Source organism: Pseudomonas sp. 05N36 (assembly GCF_056397385.1).
This window is the reverse complement of record NZ_JBFTNH010000009.1, coordinates 49,339-64,448: the sequence shown is the minus strand read 5'-3', so window position 1 is coordinate 64,448 and position 15,110 is coordinate 49,339. Positions and strand designations below refer to the sequence as shown.

Annotated in this window: 13 protein-coding genes; 1 reads left to right on the top strand and 12 read right to left on the bottom strand. The window is 60.0% G+C overall.

The window, feature by feature from the left end; genetic code table 11:
- Positions 1-15: 15 nt before the first annotated feature.
- The 5 genes from AC1DIH_RS13790 to arcD form a co-directional block, all read right to left on the bottom strand.
- Positions 16-375 carry a DUF5064 family protein gene (locus AC1DIH_RS13790; protein ID WP_477772089.1) on the bottom strand — a complete coding sequence of 120 codons (360 nt, stop codon included), beginning with the start codon at positions 373-375 and terminating at the stop codon, positions 16-18.
- Positions 376-432: 57 nt separating this feature from the next.
- Positions 433-1,362 (bottom strand): carbamate kinase, encoded by a 930-nt coding sequence (gene arcC / locus AC1DIH_RS13785; RefSeq protein ID WP_054593698.1) that lies wholly within the window; start codon positions 1,360-1,362, stop codon positions 433-435.
- A 152-nt stretch (positions 1,363-1,514) separates the two neighbouring features.
- Positions 1,515-2,525 (bottom strand): ornithine carbamoyltransferase, encoded by a 1,011-nt coding sequence (locus AC1DIH_RS13780; protein WP_477772088.1) that lies wholly within the window; start codon positions 2,523-2,525, stop codon positions 1,515-1,517.
- 71 nt (positions 2,526-2,596) lie between these two features.
- Complete coding sequence (arcA, locus tag AC1DIH_RS13775) at positions 2,597-3,853, bottom strand: arginine deiminase (protein ID WP_477772087.1); 1,257 nt, start codon at positions 3,851-3,853, stop codon at positions 2,597-2,599.
- Between the two features lie 46 nt (positions 3,854-3,899).
- Positions 3,900-5,327, bottom strand: a complete 1,428-nt coding sequence (gene arcD, locus AC1DIH_RS13770) for an arginine-ornithine antiporter (RefSeq protein WP_477772086.1) — start codon at positions 5,325-5,327, stop codon at positions 3,900-3,902.
- 496 nt (positions 5,328-5,823) lie between these two features.
- Between arcD and AC1DIH_RS13765 the strand changes: the two genes are divergently transcribed.
- On the top strand, positions 5,824-6,687 hold the full coding sequence (locus tag AC1DIH_RS13765; RefSeq protein ID WP_477772085.1) for a DNA-3-methyladenine glycosylase family protein: 864 nt from the start codon (positions 5,824-5,826) through the stop codon (positions 6,685-6,687).
- A 143-nt stretch (positions 6,688-6,830) separates the two neighbouring features.
- Here AC1DIH_RS13765 and AC1DIH_RS13760 read toward each other — a convergent pair whose 3' ends face one another.
- The 7 genes from AC1DIH_RS13760 to gap form a co-directional block, all read right to left on the bottom strand.
- The gene (locus tag AC1DIH_RS13760; RefSeq protein ID WP_477772084.1) at positions 6,831-8,180 is read right to left on the bottom strand and encodes a CoA transferase; all 1,350 of its coding nucleotides are present in this window, start codon (positions 8,178-8,180) and stop codon (positions 6,831-6,833) included.
- A gap of 171 nt (positions 8,181-8,351) precedes the next feature.
- Complete coding sequence (locus AC1DIH_RS13755) at positions 8,352-8,960, bottom strand: biliverdin-producing heme oxygenase (protein WP_477772083.1); 609 nt, start codon at positions 8,958-8,960, stop codon at positions 8,352-8,354.
- A 112-nt stretch (positions 8,961-9,072) separates the two neighbouring features.
- Complete coding sequence (locus AC1DIH_RS13750; RefSeq protein ID WP_477772082.1) at positions 9,073-11,637, bottom strand: TonB-dependent receptor; 2,565 nt, start codon at positions 11,635-11,637, stop codon at positions 9,073-9,075.
- 120 nt (positions 11,638-11,757) lie between these two features.
- On the bottom strand, positions 11,758-12,729 hold the full coding sequence (locus AC1DIH_RS13745; protein WP_477772081.1) for a FecR family protein: 972 nt from the start codon (positions 12,727-12,729) through the stop codon (positions 11,758-11,760).
- Between the two features lie 118 nt (positions 12,730-12,847).
- Positions 12,848-13,366, bottom strand: coding sequence for an RNA polymerase sigma factor (locus AC1DIH_RS13740; protein WP_477772080.1), 519 nt, complete (start codon positions 13,364-13,366; stop codon positions 12,848-12,850).
- 75 nt (positions 13,367-13,441) lie between these two features.
- Positions 13,442-13,906, bottom strand: coding sequence for a methylglyoxal synthase (locus AC1DIH_RS13735; protein ID WP_477772079.1), 465 nt, complete (start codon positions 13,904-13,906; stop codon positions 13,442-13,444).
- A 24-nt stretch (positions 13,907-13,930) separates the two neighbouring features.
- Positions 13,931-14,932, bottom strand: coding sequence for a type I glyceraldehyde-3-phosphate dehydrogenase (gap, locus tag AC1DIH_RS13730; protein ID WP_477772078.1), 1,002 nt, complete (start codon positions 14,930-14,932; stop codon positions 13,931-13,933).
- Positions 14,933-15,110: the final 178 nt, after the last annotated feature.

The following is a 15,110-nucleotide window of genomic DNA, read 5'->3' as shown; positions in this document are numbered from 1 at the left end:
ACAGGGACGTGCGGGTTATTCCAGATGTTCGGGCTTCACCGGATCCCCGGATTTCACGTCAAGCTGCTTGCGTACGTCCTTGAACATTTCGTCGTAGTACTTGTGCAGCGAGCTGATGTTGGCCGTCTTGGGCATGCCGTACTTCTGTGCGATGCGCGTGGCATGTCGGGCAAAGTCGAAGGCCTGGTCTTTGGCCAGGAAGAAGTCTTCCTTCAGGTCCTTGCCCTCGACCGAGCCATGCACGGTGAAGAGCATGCCCTTGCCTTCCTTGGGATCTGTGGTGACCTCATAGTCAATGCACAGGTTGTAGCTGAAGTCGTCCTTGTTCAGTGCATGGCGCTCGATGTGCAAGTGACCGGGCTCAAATATGGCCATGGACATCTCCTTCAAAGGCGTTGAAACGGGGCAGGTTCAAGTCCTGCCCGGTTGGATTTACAGGTAAGTGATACCAGGTTCAGCCGTGCTGATTCGGGTGCCGGCCCTACCCTGGACGATCGCTTCGATGTCCGAGAGTGAACCGATCACCGCGACTTTGCCAGTGTTGCGGGCGAACTCGCAGGCAGCCTGGACCTTCGGCCCCATGGAGCCAGCGGCAAAGTCGAGTTTTTCGATGTCGTCCGGGTGGGCCCGAGCGATGGCTTTCTGGGTCGGCTTGCCAAAGTCGATAAACGCGGCGTTGACGTCGGTGGCGATCACCAGCAAGTCACTTTCCAGTTGTTCGGCCAGCAGCGCCGAGCACAGGTCTTTATCGATCACTGCTTCAACGCCCTTGAGCTTGCGGTGCTCGTCGTACATCGTCGGAATGCCGCCACCGCCTGCGCAGATCACGATGCTGCCTTTTTCCAGCAGCCACTTGACCGGGCGGATTTCGAAGATGCGCTTGGGTTTCGGGCTGGCCACCACGCGACGGAACTTGTCGCCGTCCGGGGCAATGGCCCAGCCTTTTTCGGCGGCGAGTTTTTCTGCTTCGGCCTTGGAATAGACCGGGCCGATGGGCTTGCTCGGGTGTTGGAACGCCGGGTCATTGGGGTCGACTTCGACTTGGGTCAGCAGGGTCGCGAAGGGCACTTCGAAGTCCAGCAGATTGCCCAGTTCCTGTTCGATGATATAGCCGATCATCCCATCGGTTTCAGCACCCAGCACGTCCAGCGGATAAGGGCTGACAGAGGTGTAGGCGGCCGCCTGCAACGACAGGAGGCCGATTTGCGGGCCATTGCCGTGAGCGATCACCAGTTGGTTGCCGGGATGGATCTTGGCGATCTGTTCGGTGGCGACGCGGATATTGCCGCGTTGATTGTCCGCGGTCATGGGTTCACCACGGCGGAGCAGGGCGTTACCGCCCAGTGCAATGACGATACGCATAATGCAATCCTTTCAAAAAGAGAGCGAGCAACTCGTTCTCCTGTGGGAGCGAGCCTGCTCGCGATAGCGGTATATCAGCCAACATCCAGGGTGAATGTCAGTCCGTAATCGCGAGCAGGCTCGCTCCCACAAAGAGCAAACCGTGTTGATCGTTAAATATCCGCCAGCGCCGAGACCAGGATCGCCTTGATGGTGTGCATGCGGTTTTCCGCTTGCTCGAAGGCGATGTTGGCGGGCGATTCGAATACTTCTTCAGTCACCTCAACGCCATTGGCCAGGTGCGGGTAGCGCGCCGCGATATCCTTGCCGACCTTGGTTTCGCTGTTGTGGAACGCCGGCAGGCAATGCATGAATTTCACCCGGGGATTGCCCGAGGCTTTCATCATTTTAGCGTTGACCTGGTACGGCAGCAGTTGTTCGATACGCTCGTCCCACGCTTCGACCGGTTCACCCATCGACACCCAGATGTCGGTGTGGATGAAGTCCACGCCCTTGACGGCTTCTCTCGGGTCTTCGGTGATCGTGATGCGTGCACCGCTTTCTTCAGCGAAGGCTTTGCACTGATCGATGAAGTCCTGATGGGGCCACAGCGCTTTCGGCGCGCCGATGCGCACGTCCATGCCGAGTTTGGCGCCGATCATCAGCAGCGAGTTGCCCATGTTGTAGCGCGCGTCACCGAGGTAGGCGTAGCTGATGTCATGCAGCGGCTTGTCGCTGTGCTCGCGCATGGTCAGGGTGTCGGCGATCATTTGCGTTGGGTGGAACTCGGCGGTCAGGCCATTGAACACCGGCACGCCTGCAAACGTGGCCAGCTCTTCGACGATCTCCTGTTCGAAGCCGCGGTACTCGATGGCATCGAACATCCGCCCGAGAACGCGGGCGGTGTCTTTCATGCTTTCCTTGTGGCCGATTTGCGACGACACCGGGTCGATGTAGGTGACGTGAGCGCCCTGGTCATGGGCCGCGACTTCGAATGCGCAGCGGGTGCGGGTCGAGGTTTTTTCGAAGATCAGCGCGATGTTCTTGCCTTTGAGGTGCGGCTGTTCGGTGCCGGTGTACTTGGCGCGTTTCAGGTCGCGGGACAGGTCCAGCAAGTAATGCAGTTCACGATTGGTGTGGTGCATCAAACTCAGCAGGCTGCGATTACGCATGTTGAAAGCCATGATGTGGATCTCCTTGGGTTTCGGTTATCCCCAAGGCCGGTGCTCTGTAAGCCCCGGCCAAGGTTTGAAAGTTAGTAGTCGATCGGGTCGCGGATGATCGGGCAGGTCATGCAGTGGCCGCCGCCACGGCCGCGGCCGAGTTCGCTGGCGCTGATGGTGATGACCTCGACCCCGGCCTTGCGCAGCAGGGTGTTGGTGTAGGTGTTGCGGTCGTAACCGATTACCACGCCGGGTTCCACGGCCACCACGTTGTTGCCGTCGTCCCACTGTTCACGTTCGGCGGCGAAGCTGTTGCCGCCGGTTTCGACGATGCGCAGGGCCTTGAGGTTGAGCGCGGCGGCCACGGTGTCGAGGAAGCTGGTTTCTTCGCGGCGGATATCGATGCCGCCCGGTTTGCTTTCGTCAGGGCGCAGGGTGAAGGCCACAATCTGGCTGACCACTTCCGGGAAGATCGTCACCAGGTCGCGGTCGCAGAAGCTGAACACGGTGTCCAGGTGCATCGCCGCGCGGGATTTCGGCAGGCCGGCAACGATTACCCGCTCGACCGCATTGTGCTTGAACAGGTTCAGTGCCAGTTGGCCAATGGCCTGACGGGACGAGCGTTCGCCCATGCCGATCAACACCACGCCGTTACCGATGGGCATCACATCGCCGCCTTCCAGTGTGGCGTTGCCGTGCTCCTGATCCGGGTCGCCGTACCAGACCTGGAAGTCGGCGTTGGTGAACTCCGGGTGGAACTTGTAGATCGCGCTGGCCAGCAAGGTTTCCTGACGGCGCGCCGGCCAGTGCATCGGGTTCAGCGTGACGCCGCCATAGATCCAGCAGGTGGTGTCGCGGGTGAACTGGGTATTCGGCAGCGGCGGCAGAATGAAGCTGGAGTGCCCGAGGAAGTCGCGGAACATTTCGATGGTCTTGCCGCCGAAGCTGTTGGGCAGGTCATCGGCCGACACGCCACCAATCAGGAACTCGGCGATCTTGCGCGGCTCGAGGCTGCGCAACCAGGCGCCGACTTCGTGGACCAGGCCGACACCCACCGAGTTGGCGGTGATCTTGCGCTCCAGGATCCAGTCCAGCGCTTCTGGGTTGGCGACGATGTCGGTCAGCAGGTTGTGCATTTCCAGCACATCGATATCGCGCTCGCGCATTTTGGTGACGAAGTCGAAATGGTCACGCTTGGCCTGGGCCACCCACAGCACATCATCGAAAAGCAGTTCGTCGCAGTTGTTCGGGGTCAGCCGCTGGTGAGCCAGGCCTGGGGAGCACACCATGACTTTGCGCAGTTTGCCGGCTTCGGAATGTACGCCGTACTTAACTTTTTCCGTGGTCATTACAGATCCTCCAGATAACAAAACAGTCGAGTGTTACAAGCGGGAGCTACAGGGTCAGGAAGCCGTCGTAGAGTCCGTAGGCCGCCACCAGCGCGCCAATGACTACCGCGGTGAAAATCAGCTTCTCGATGTTGGTGAAAACCGCTTTGCCCAACTCGCGCTTGGCCTTGGCGAACAGGATTGCGCCGGGGGCATAGAGCAGGGCGGACAGCAGCAGGTATTTGATGCCGCCTGCGTACAGCAGCCAGATCGCGTAGATCAGCGCAATGGCACCGATGATCAGGTCTTTCTTGCGTTCGGCCAGGGCGTTTTCGTAGCTCTCGCCGCGTACCGCCAGCAGCAATGCATAGGCCGCCGACCACAGGTAAGGCACCAGAATCATCGAGGTGGCGAGGTAGATCAGTGACAGGTAGGTACTGGCCGAGAACAGGGTGATGATCAGGAAAATCTGCACCATGACGTTGGTCAGCCATAAGGCATTGACCGGTACCTGTTTGGAGTTTTCCTTACGCAGGAACGCCGGCATGGTGTGGTCCTTGGCGGCGGCGAACATGATCTCCGCACACAGCAGCACCCACGACAGCAATGCCCCCAGCAACGAGATGACCAGGCCGACGCTGATCAGCACCGCGCCCCAGTGACCGACAACGTGTTCAAGCACGGCGGCCATCGACGGGTTTTGCAGTTTGGCCAGTGCTGGCTGAGTCATGATGCCCAGCGACAGCACGTTCACCAGCACCAGGAACAACAGCACGGTGATGAAGCCGATGACGGTGGCTTTACCGACGTCCGAACGCTTTTCAGCACGGGCCGAGAAGATGCTCGCGCCTTCGATGCCGATGAACACCCAGACGGTGACCAGCATCATGTTGCGCACCTGGTTCATGACGCTGCCCAGGTCAGGGTTTTTCAGGCCCCAGATGTCGGCGGTAAAGATGTCGAGTTTGAAGGCGAAGATCGCGATCAAGACGAACAGCACCAGTGGCACGACTTTGGCGACGGTGGTCACCAGGTTGATGAACGCCGCTTCCTTGATCCCGCGCAGCACCAGAAAGTGCACGGCCCACAGCAGCAGCGAAGCGCCGATCACCGCCGCCACGGTGTTGCCTTCACCGAAGATCGGGAAGAAGTAGCCCAAGGTGCTGAACAGCAGAACGAAGTAGCCGACGTTGCCTAGCCAGGCACTGATCCAGTAACCCCAGGCGGACGAGAAACCCATGTAGTCGCCGAAACCGGCCTTGGCGTAGGCGTAGACACCGCCATCGAGGTCAGGCTTGCGGTTGGCGAGGGTCTGGAAGACGAACGCCAGGGTCAACATGCCCACGGCGGTAATGGCCCAGCCAATCAGCACTGCGCCGACATCGGCACTGGCGGCCATATTTTGCGGCAAAGAGAATATCCCGCCCCCAATCATGGAACCCACTACCAGAGCGACTAATGCGCCGAGTCGTAGTTTTCCAGAAGATTCAGACATGCATGACTCCATTGCCGGAGAAGAGAAGCCACACTCTAAATCCGTTCGCTGACAGGGCAGCTGATCTGGATCAGTTGATGGCCACATTCCATTGTTAATGACGGATGTGTGAATACTTCCTGAATAGAGCGTGTGTGCCACAAGAAGCCTGTTCCAGAGGGCTTTCTATAAATTAACCGGGGATGGCTGCTAATGGCTGCGAGCCTTGAAGCTAGTTGTTTTTTCAGAATGCGCAAATTTTGCACATCTGTTTTCAGTACAGAGTTTATGTATCTTGGGTAAGGCACAAAAACCGGCAAAGTGCCTTCATGGCATAGATGAGGGTGTTCTGAATAAGCATTGTTTTTTGCCGTTATTTTATTAACGTCATGCCACGTTGCCTATTTAATGAAATGAACACTTGTTATGGTTTCAAAACATGACAAACAGTCGATTCGAGATGAGAGGTAGGGATGTTGCAACCGGCGCAAACGCTTCGATTCGGCGGGCTGGTGCTGTGAGGCTGTTGCTCGACTATCAGCCGCCTTATGACTGGCCGGCGATGCTCGGCTTTTTGTCGGCGCGGGCGATTGCCGGGATGGAGTCGGTGGTCGATGGTGTGTACTCGCGCAGCATCAGCCTGAACGGTGTGCATGGCACGTTTTCGATTACGCCAGCGGCTGGTGATGCGCTGGCAGTGAGGCTGGATTTTCCTGATGCGTCAGCCACGCCTGAAGTCATTGCGCGGTTGCGGCGGATGTTCGATCTGGACGCAGACTTGCCACGTATTCATCAGCAACTGACGGTTGATCCGTTGATGGCAAGGTTGATTGCCGAGCGTCCCGGCTTACGGGTGCCGGGGACGTGGGATGGGCTGGAACTGGCGATTCGCGCGGTGCTGGGTCAGCAGATCACGGTCGGCGCCGCGATCAAGCTGGCGGGTAAGCTGGTGGCGCAGTATGGCGAACCGTTGTCTGCGCCGTTGTCAGGATTGACTCATGTGTTTCCTCACGCGGCGGTGTTGGCGGCAGCGGATCTGGCGACGTTGGGAATGCCGAAAAGCCGTGGGCGGACGTTGTCGGGTGTCGCGCAGGCATTGCTTGACGATCCCTTGCTGTTTGAACCGGGGCGGGACGACGGCGTCGCGCGATTACTGGCATTGTGGGGGATTGGCGATTGGACGGCGCAGTACATCGCGTTGCGACAGATGCGCGAGATGGATGCATTTCCATCAGGGGATGTGGGATTGATCAACGCGCTGGCGGCGCTGGAAGGCGGGCCGGTGACACCGCGTGATTTGTTGGCCCGTGCCGAGGCTTGGCGCCCGTGTCGGGGGTATGCGGCGCAGGTGTTGTGGACGTCGTTGGTTCGGGCTGACTGAAATTGTCTCGACAGTTGCGTTGACTGTTCGATCGTCATCGCGAGCAGGCTCGCTCCCACACTGGATTTGTTTCAGGCATATGTTCGCGCGTACACCGGCAATTTCCTGTGGGAGCGAGCCTGCTCGCGATGGCAGTCGAACAGTCACCACCACTGCGCGCGATGGGAACCCAATTCCCCGGCCGGAATCGCCCACTGCAACGGCGTGCCGGTAATTTTCAGCGGCACATGCAACCGATGCGCCGGGCCCCAGGAGGTCTGCTCAACCAATATTCCCTGATCGCTGTCATCTTCTGCCCGTAACGCCTCATCCGTTCCCGGTCCCTGTTCAACCAGCAACTTGGCCGTGCGCGCCAGAGATAATCGTGCCGAGCCACTGCGTCCGCTACTCAATCGCTCAGCCAACAACTTGATCGCACTGGCCGCCATCAGGTAACCGGTGGCGTGGTCCAGCGCCTGAACCGGCAAGGGTGTCGGTTTGTCCGCGTGCTTCCAGCGCATCCCTGCCTCGGCGATGCCGCTGCTCATTTGCACCAGGCTGTCGAAGCCCCGGCGGTTTTGCCAGGGGCCGCTCCAGCCGTACGCATTGAGGCAAACGTCGATCAGGCCGGGGGCGAGTATCTGCCGTTCGGCGGTGCCGTAGCCGAGGCGCTCCAAGGCATTGGCGCGGTAACCGTGGAGCAGGATGTCGGCGTCCTTGAGCAGGCTTTCGAATACCCCGCGATCGACGTTGTTGTGCAGGTCGAGGCGGGCGCAGCGTTTACCCAGGGTGACTTCCGGAATCACACCCGGTTCGTTCCACTGCGGTGGATCAATGCGCAACACATCGGCACCCAACCCCGCGAGGAAACGGCTAGCAACGGGCCCGGCGAGGACGCGGGTCAGGTCCAGCACCTTGATGCCTGCCAGCGGTTGTGCGACCGAACCTTGCCAGGCTTTCGAGCACTCGCTGCTGCCGGCGGAAAAATCAATCAGCGGCTCGGCGTTGACCGCCAACCCTTGAGGGTGGGACTGCCATTGTGGCCATGAGCGCATTTCAGCGGCGCAACCACCAGCCTCGACTATCGCGTGTTCCAGCTCTCTTTTGCTCCATTGAGCGACCTTGGCGGCCATCGCGCTGCGATCAAAGCAGTGTCCCAGCACCTGCTCGGCGGCTCGGCGGTGATGGGGGGCATTGGTGTGCAGGCGAATCCAGCCATCCTGGGTCGCGTAGTCACCCGCGATGGGGTCCCACAGCGGTGGCACGTTCCAGCCGATCGGGCGGATCGAGGTGGCAAACCAGAAGGAGGCGAGGCGACGGTCGACTTCAAGGGTCGGTAACCGGCCGGTCTGTTGTTGCAGCAATTCGCTGGCGGCCTGGCCGGCAGCCGCAATACTGGCGCTGGCGAGGTCCGTTACGGCAAACGCCGAGGGCAGGGCGCCGCTCGAGGTAACGGTGATCGCAGTAGCGGGCAAGCCGAGCGCGGCTTGAATGGACGTCAGGAAATCAGTCATCGAAGGCCCTCCGGAAGAGAGCACGAGCATAGTTCAAAAAACTGTCAGCCCGGATGAAATCCCCCTTGTGGGAGCGAGCCTGCTCGCGATAGCGGAGTTTCAGTCAACATCCATGTTGTATGTCAGTCCGTCATCGCGAGCAGGCTCGCTCCCACAAGGGATTGTGTTCCGTCAGGCGAGTTCTGGGGTTGTGGCGTAAGCCTGTTCCAGCAGGACGGTGAAGCGGTTGAAGGCCTCGATGGCGCCTTTTTCGATGTCGGCTTCTTCCTGTGCAGAGAAGGCCAGGCCGTCGAGTGTTTTGACGAAGCGTTTCCAGCCTTCGGCGCGGCCTCCGGCTGGCTCTCCCAGGTGACGGGCACCGAAGGTTTCGCTCAGGCCCAGGCTAACGGCGCGCTTGATCAGGAACGCGGCACCGAGTTTCGACCCTTCGGAGACGAAGATCCAGCCCAGGGCCTCGGCCTTGCCCGGGCTGTTCACGGCGCCTGCCACCGGGGCCGGGACGTCGGTTTCCAGGTCGGCCAGGTCAGCCTTGGCGGCGTCGGCGCGGCAACGCTCTGGCAGGTCCGGGACGATGGCGAGCAGCTCTGCATCGTTGTACAGCGACACCAGTTCCGACTGGAACAGGTACTGGGCAACCACGAAGCGGGCGAAGTTGGCTTGGGTTTCGAATGGTGCGTGAGCTTTCACCAGCGCGTCGAGCTTGCTGTGCGGCAAGTGGGTGATCTGGTTCAGACGTTGCGAGCGCAGGCTCGGGCGTTCGGAAGTTTGGGCAGCGGTCATGAAGAAGTCCTTGAGAATGAAAGGCGCGTTGTAACTGGACGAACCAGACGACGCGGCAGCGTAAAAAATCCTCACTGTGCTTTCGTCCAAAAGCGCAGCAAGGCTCAATAAGTCAGATATCCCAGATCAGGTTGATCGCGAAGTTGCGGCCCGGCTCGGTCAGGCGATCAAGGTTGGCCGGGCTGAGCACGGCGGCTTCACCGACGCTGTCGTAACCGCGCACGTTGTCCCATTGCCAGTATTTCTTGTCGGCCAGGTTGTACACGCCAGCGCTGACGGTGACGTCGTCGGTCACTTTGTAGAAACCGCTCAGGTCGACCACGCCATAGCCCGGTGTCTTGAACTGGCTGCTGACGCCGTCCGGCGATTTGAAGCTGCTGCTATCGACGAGGTTTTTCTTCTGCACCAGGGTCCAGCTGAGCAAGGCACCGTAGTTGTCCTGGTCGTAACCCAGGCCGAACACACCGGTCAGCGGATTGACCGCGTTGAGCGGTTCGCCGGTGTCGTTGTTGCGACCGTGGGCATAAGCCACCGAGCCCTGGGTGTAGAGGCCTTGTGGCGCGCCGAAGGAGTCGAGGTTCAGGCGACCTTTGAGTTCGACGCCCTTGATGGTCGCGCGTTTGATGTTGTTGCTCTGGAACGTCAGCTCGTTGTAGCCGGGGGTGACGGCGTCTTCGTTGATGAAGTCGCGGTACTTGTTATAGAACACCGCCACATCGAAGTGACCGGACTCGAAGTTGCCACGCAGGCCGGTCTCGTAGCTCTGGCTTTTTTCCGGCCCCAGATTCGGGTTCGGTTCCACGCGGTAGCCGGTGGTGGTGTTTTCGAAACGGCCATACAGCGCCTTGGCGGTCGGGGTGCGGAAACCTTCGGCGTACTGGCCGTACCAGGTGTAGTGGTCGGTCAGGGCGTAGGTCAGGCCGAACTTGGGCGATACGCGATGCCAGGTCTTGTTCTCGTCGCTGACCGTGCCTTTGCCGTCGGCGGCCACGGTGTTGAGGAACTCCTGGGTGATGTGCGGCTTGAGCTGGGTGTAGTCGTAGCGCAGGCCCGGCAGGAAGGTCCATTGGTTCCAGCTGATCTGATCCTGGGCGAACAGACTGTAGGTGTTGATGGTCGGGTCCGGGAAGTCGCTGGACTTCTTCAGCACATCGCTAGGGCTGATCGCGCCGATCGCTGTGCAACCACGGCCAACGGCAAGGCAGGTTCCGCTACCGCTGCGCGAACCGCTGACTTTCTCTTGCTTGATGGTGGTGCCGTAGGTCAGCAAATGGTCGGTTTCACCGATGTTGAAGGCCTTGTCGAGCTGGGCGTCGAATACCCACTGCTTTTCTTCATAGAGGGTTTCGCGGCTGCGCATCACGTTGCGGCTGAACGGGAAGTAGTTTTCCAACGTGCTCTGATCGGTCTTGGCGATCTGGTAGTTCAAGCTCCACTTGAGGTGATCGACCAGCAAGGCATCGAGGGCGAAGCTGTTTTCCAGGCCGAAGCGTTCGCGGGTGATGGTGTCGTTGCCGGTGCGCGAGCGGTACATGTCCATTGGCTGGCCATTGTTGAACGGGCCACCGACGGCGCTTCGCTGGTCGGTGTCGCGGTCGTCCTTGTACTTCTCGTAGGTCAGGCCCAGGCGTGCGTCGTCGGCGTAATTCCAGCCGGCTTTGGCCAGCAGGTTGGTGGTGCGCACGTCTTCCGGGTTGGCGGCGGTGCGATTGAGCCCCGTGCCGTTGTTGCTGCCGAAGGATTCGGTTTCGTGACCATCACGCTGACTGAAGTGCAGCAGACCGTCGAACTGCTCGGCGCGCCCGGCGACGCTGGCGGATTTGAGCCAGCTGTCGTCGGCGGAGTTGTAGCCGGTTTTCAGGCGGGCGCCGAGGTCTTTGCCGGGCTTGATGATGTCATCCGGGTCGAGGGTGAAGTAGCTCACCGCACCGCCGATGGCGTTGCTGCCGTACAACACCGACGCCGGACCGCGGAGGATTTCCACGCGCTTGATGATTTCCGGGTCGACGTAGTTGCGCTGAGTCTTGGCGTACGGACCGTTGAAGAAACCGTTGGGCACTTCGACGCCATCGACCTGGGTCAGGATCCGGTCACCGTCGATACCGCGAATGTTGTAGCCGCTGATGCCGCCGCGGGTGCCGGTACCGCCGACCGAAACACCCGGTTCGTAGCGCACCAGTTCCTTGATGGTGTTGACGTTGTCGTGGTCCAGCTCTTCGCGCGTGTGCACGGTGACGGTGCTCGGTACGCTGTCGACGCTCTGCTCCTGACGGGTGGCGCTGATGGTCATCTGCTGCAGGGCGAGGGTGCCGCCAACACTGCGTTTTTCCAGCACGATGTTGTGATTGCCCAGCTTGCGATAGCTCAGGTTGGTCCCCACCAACAGGCGATCGAGGGCTTTTTCCGGGGGCAGCGAGCCGTGTACGCCCGGCGAGGCGACGCCTTCAGCCAGTTCGGCCGGCAAGCCGACCTGCCAACCGGTTACGGCGGTAAAGGCATTGAGTGCCGACACCAGTGGCTGCTGGGCTATCGCGAACGAGTAGTCGCCCATGTTGCGGCTCGGTTGTTCGGCGGTGGCGGCCGAGACCTGTGCAGTGCCGGCCAACAGAATGGCGGCAGTCAGCAGGGACAGCACGCAGGAAGGTGAAGAGGACCGGCGGGTAAGGCGAGAGGACATCAATAGCGCTCCGTGTCGCACGAATCTTATAGGTGCAGACTTGCATCAAAGATGCGAATCAATTGCATTGGCTATAACGAGACGAACGATGAAACGCTATCGAGTAAAAATAATTCTCATTCAGTTCAGGATCACCAGTGCCGGAAACTCCTCGAGCCTGGCCGAAGTGATGTGGGCCAGCGAGCGAACCACGTCCAGCGGTTGGTCGAGCCGGTAGTTGCCGGTCACCGCGACGTTGGCCAACTGTTCGTTGGTGTTGATGATCCAGCCCGGGTAGTAACGACGCAGTTCCGCCAGCACCTGGCTCAACGGGCAGTTTTCGAACACCAGTCGGCCCTGGACCCAGGCCAGATCGGTCGCCGGGTCGAGTCTGGCCGGTTGATCGAAACCATTGGGGCCGATACGAATGCTTTCGCCCGCACTCAAGCGCACGCGGGCGTTGCTGTGGGTGGTGCGCAAGTCGACGTCGCCGCGTTGCACGCGAACCTGCGCAATGCCGTCCAGGTAGCGCACGGCAAACGTGGTGTCGCGCACGCTGGCCGTGACCGGGCCGGCGTCGATTTCCAGTGGCAGCCCGCGATTGGCCGCCACCTCGAAATAGGCCTCGCCCTGATACAGGCGGGCGATGCGCTGCTGGTCGTTGATGGTGCTGGAAAACGCCGAATTGGTGTTCAGCAGGACTTTTGAACCGTCCTCCAGTTGCAGGCGCTGACGCTCGCCGACCACGGTCAGATGATCTGCCTGAATCCGCATCGGCAGGTTGCTGAAGCTGAACAGCCCGAGGATCAACACCGCCGCCATGGCCAGTGGTTTCCAGTGCAGGCGCAGGCGGCCAGGTTTTGAGACCTTGCGTTTGGCGGTGTTCAAACCCAGTGCGGCTTGCGCGACCTGCGGCCCGTCCCAGATCGCCTGGGCCTTGGCGAATGCTTCGGCGTTGTGCGGGTCGGCGGCAAGCCAGTCGTGGAATTCGCGGCGTTGTTGCTCGCTTGGACTGTCCAGCACGATCAGCCAGTCCAGCGCCTGGTCCATGGCACTGCTGTTCACTGAATCCCGCGCCGGGAGTGGCGGGTGGGAAGGTGGGCTGTCCGTCACGGGTGTTCCTCGGCTGCGTCTGCGCGCGGCTGGTTTTTGAGAGTGAGAGTGCAAACGTCGGCTAAGGGTAGCAAAGCCTGAGTCATGACGCCGTTGTGCAAAATAATGGCTGGCAGACTCACTGCTCGTTGAGGCGATCAGCGACACCGACGCAGATCGCCATGATCAGCTTCAGGTCTTTTTGCACGGTGCTCAAGGACACGCTGAGCTGTTCGGCGATCTCCAGATAGCTGTGCCCGTGCAGGCGGCTGAGGATGAAGATCTGCTGTTGGCGCGGGGTGAGTTGGCTGAGGCTGATGTTCAAGCGTTCGAGCAACTGCTCGGCATGGGCGGCGTCCTCGGCACTGCTGAGCGGCGCGGCGATGTTTTGCACGACGTCCAGCGGAACGTCTTCGAGCATCGTTCGGGACTGAATGCGCCGTGCGCGCAGATGGTCCAGCGCCAGGTTGCGGGCAGTTTGAAACACGAAAGGTTCGAGGTGATCGATGGCCCGCTCACTTAACGCGCGGGTCACTCGCAGGTAAGTTTCCTGCAAGAGGTCCTCGGCAGTGCTGTGGTTGTTGACCATCCGCTCCAGGGTCCGCAGCAGCGAGACTCGCTGCGCGAGGAAGACATGGTTGAAGCGCGATTGACTCACAGTAGGACCTGATCCATTTCAAGCGAATGATAATGCTTATCATCTGCTTGAAAGGTCAAGCGCTACCGGTGAGAATTATTTGCGGCCTTGCAGGTACGCCGGGTAATCGGGGATCCGGTACGCGTGCGGCTGATCCATCAGCGGGCTGCTGAGCAGGTAGTCGGCGCTGCATTCATTGCACGCGACGGGAATGTTCCAGACCGCCGCGACCCGCAGTAATGCCTTGATGTCCGGATCGTGAGGTTGCGGCTCGAACGGGTCCCAGAAGAACACCAGCATGTCGACCCGCTGCTCGGCGATTTGTGCGCCGAGCTGTTGATCGCCGCCCAACGGGCCGCTGATCATGCTTTCAACGGGCAGGTCCAGGCGCTTGCTCAACAGCATCCCGGTGGTGCCGGTGGCCACAAGCTCGTGTTGGGCGAGCTTGTCCTTCTGCCGCTCGGCCCAGTCCAGCAAGAACACTTTGCAGTTGTCATGGGCAACCAGGGCGATGCGTTTGCGCGCCGCCATGGTTTTGGTGGTAAAGCTGATACCGATCATCGGCGACTCCACGGACAATCGGCCTTATTCGGCGTTGCACAGGGCGAGGCAGTTATCGAGCATGCGGTTGGAGAAACCCCATTCGTTGTCGTACCAGGCCAGCACCTTGAGCAGCTTGCCGCTGGACTTGGTGTGGTTGGCATCGAAAATCGACGACAGCGGATTATGGTTGAAGTCGCTGGAAACCAGCGGCAGGGTGTTGTAACCAAGGATCTTCGAGTGCTGGCTGGCTTCTTTGAGCAATGCGTTGACCTCGCCAGCGCTGGCTTCACGCTTGAGCTGCACGGTCAGGTCTACCAGCGACACGTTGATCACCGGCACGCGCACCGACATCCCGGTCAGTTTGCCGGCCAGTTCCGGCAGCACCAGGCCCACCGCTTCGGCGGCGCCGGTCTTGCTCGGGATCATGTTCTGGGTAGCCGAACGCGCACGGTACGGGTCGACGTGGTAGACATCGGTAAGATGCTGGTCATTGGTGTAGGCGTGGATGGTGGTCATCAGGCCGCTCTCGATGCCCAGCTCGCGGTGCAACACCTGAGCCACCGGGGCCAGGCAGTTGGTGGTGCACGACGCGTTGGAAATGATCTGGTGCGATTGGCGCAGGATGTCGTGGTTGACCCCGTACACCACGGTGGCGTCGGCGCCTTTGGCCGGGGCCGAGATAATCACTTTGCGCGCGCCGGCGCTAATATGGGCGGCGGCTTTGGCACGGTCGGTGAACAGACCGGTGCATTCGAACACGACGTCGACCTTCTCGGCAGCCCACGGCAAATCGGCCGGGTTGCGAATGGCGCTGACCGAAATCCGGTCGCCGTTGACGGTCAGGCTTTCCTGATCGTGCTGCACATCGGCATCGAAGGTGCCGTGCACGGTGTCGTACTTGAGCAGGTGGGCATTCATCGAGCTATCGCCCAAATCGTTGATGGCGACGATCTGCAAATCCTGACGGTAGCCTTGGGTATACAGTGCGCGAAGGACATTGCGGCCAATGCGGCCAAAACCATTGATTGCAATTTGTAGAGTCATATGAAAAGCGCCTTCGTCATATTTGTTGTTGGAATTACAAGATTATTCGCAAAAAAATAGAAAACAAGCCTTTTTAGTGGCAATATTTTGTTTTATCTACAACGAGTGACCTGAATCAACTGGTCCGAGTGGTCAAGAAAACCGTCAGCGCGTCATGCGTCGATGCCTCTTGATCAGC